Source organism: Anaplasma marginale str. Florida, from assembly GCF_000215485.1.
GTDB classification, from domain to species: Bacteria; Pseudomonadota; Alphaproteobacteria; order Rickettsiales; family Anaplasmataceae; genus Anaplasma; species Anaplasma marginale.
Map to the genome: position 1 here is coordinate 1 of NZ_AFMS01000069.1, position 2,385 is coordinate 2,385.

At 49.6% G+C, this 2,385-nt stretch carries 2 protein-coding genes; both read left to right on the top strand.

Going from position 1 to position 2,385, the window contains the following annotated elements; genetic code table 11:
• Positions 1-637: Smr/MutS family protein (locus GAC_RS01910; protein WP_241760115.1), on the top strand; the 637-nt coding region annotated here is incomplete at its 5' end.
• A 44-nt stretch (positions 638-681) separates the two neighbouring features.
• A partial coding sequence (gene thiC, locus GAC_RS01915) for a phosphomethylpyrimidine synthase ThiC (RefSeq protein ID WP_037349161.1) occupies positions 682-2,385 on the top strand: 1,704 nt, incomplete at its 3' end.

A 2,385-nucleotide genomic window follows, 5' to 3' on the forward strand; every position in this document is an offset into this window, starting at 1 on the left:
GCCTGTTATGGATAAGTATAAGTCGGATGATTCCGGTCCAGGTGATGATTTGTGGTGGCGGAGTGTTGCTAAGCTCGCTCACCCTATCGCCGAAGGTAAGAAAAAGGTCACTGCTGGCAGGAAACTAGCAGATATAAGCAGGCCCGTAGGCTGTGCTGGTGGCCGTGGGAGGCAGGCGCTCACCCAAGCAACGGAAAGCCCGGCTTTAACTCAAAATGGAGGCGCTTGCGCCATTGGGGCACAGGTTCAAAAACGTCAATCGTCGCCGGGCCTGTATGCTTGCACAGAAGAGTATGGGTTATTTTCCAGTATAGATGCCGGAACCAAGGCTAGAGTTGACAAGGGAAAGTATCCGATAGATAAGGTCATAGATCTGCACGGACACAGCGAGGCCTCCGCACGTGATAGTCTGGTGGAGTTTGTAAAGAGCAGTTTTCAATCTGGGCACAGGTGCATACGCGTTATCACAGGATGGGGAAGCAAAAATTCCGGCAATAACAGCATCAAAAGCAATTTACACAGGTGGTTACAGCTGGACTCCATAGTTGATATGGTGCTCTACTACAGGCAGGCAATTCCCGCACATGGGGGAAAAGGCGCATTTTATATCCTATTGAGAACAAACAAGAAGGCGTGACGCCTGTTCTATCCTAAACCCGGCTGGCATGCCTGAAAGGCGGCGTGCACCCCTGCAATATACACCATACCCACTTGTGTGATACTCATCGCTGTTCACAACCTAAAAAAGATGGGCACCCTGCCATAGGGGTGTTGTGCCTCGATGCAAAAGGGTATATACTCCGCCCGAGTTCTAGGTTTTTTATGGATTATTCCGGAGTATATCCGTCATCCTCTAAAGTGTACGTGCGTGGGAATTTGTATTCTGACGTTAATGTTGGAATGCGTAAGGTTGCCATAAAAAACGGAACGTCTGAGTTTCTTGTATACGATACAGGCGGGCCCTACACTGACCGCGAGGCCAAGCTGGATATCAAATCTGGCATACGAAAGTTAAGAAGCACTTGGATCGAAAACAGGCGTGATACTTCCCCCGTGCAAAGAAGTTTTGTTCCCAGCGGGAGTTCATGCACTAGGTATCAAAAAGCAGCAGAGAATGTCCTGCGGAAAATTGCCGGAGGTAGCCCGGTCACACAGCTGTTTTATGCCCAAAATGGCATTATAACACCAGAAATGGAATACGTAGCTATTCGCGAAAATGCGCTTCGCATGCAGGTAGGTTCTTCGGAAACTGGGGCTGCTGCGCACCAGGAGATCACTCCGGAGTTTGTGAGGCAGGAGATAGCAGCAGGAAGGGCAATAATCCCGGCAAACATTAATCACCCAGAATCCGAACCAATGGTAATTGGAAGGAATTTTCTGGTCAAAATAAACGCCAACATCGGGAACTCAGCTGTGCTTTCCGGCATTGAAGAAGAAGTGAAAAAGATGGCGCTCGCCGTCGCGTACGGAGCGGACACAGTTATGGATTTGTCCACAGGGAGTGACATACACAACATCAGAGAATGGATAATAAGAAACAGCCCAGTGCCCATAGGGACGGTGCCTATATATCAAGCACTCAACAAGGTAAAAGGGGTTGTTGAGAATCTGAGTTTCGAGGTTTTCAAAGAGACGATAATAGAACAGGCGGAGCAAGGCGTGGATTATTTTACCATCCATGCCGGCGTGCTGAAAGACTACATCAAGCATGCTCGCGGTCGGGTTACAGGAATAGTCTCCCGAGGCGGCGCTATTATGGCCCAGTGGTGCTTAGCGCACAACAAGGAGAATTTTTTTGACACACATTTTGATGAGATCTGCGAAATCATGGGCAGTTACGATGTTGCCTTTTCCTTGGGAGATGGGCTGAGGCCCGGCTCCATAGACGATGCAAACGATGAAGCACAGTTTCTGGAACTGAAAACCCTCGGGGAGCTGGTCAAGGTGGCTTGGCACCATGGTTGCCAGGTAATGGTTGAAGGCCCCGGACATGTGCCCATGCATCTCATAAAAGAGAACATGGAAAAACAACTGCACCTCTGTAGTGAGGCACCATTTTACACCCTCGGCCCGCTCACGACTGACATAGCACCGGGTTATGACCATATCACTAGTGCTATAGGCGCAGCGATGATCGGGTGGTACGGCACTGCGATGCTGTGTTACGTAACTCCAAAAGAGCACTTAGGGCTGCCGAATATTGATGACGTAAAAGCGGGGGTGATATCCTATAAAATTGCGGCACACGCCGCTGATCTGGCAAAAGGAAATCCATCCGCCTATGCTAGAGATTACGCGCTGAGCCAGGCAAGGTTTGATTTCCGATGGTACGATCAGTTCAATCTCTCGCTAGACCCGCTAACTGCAAAGTCGCTACACGATGAA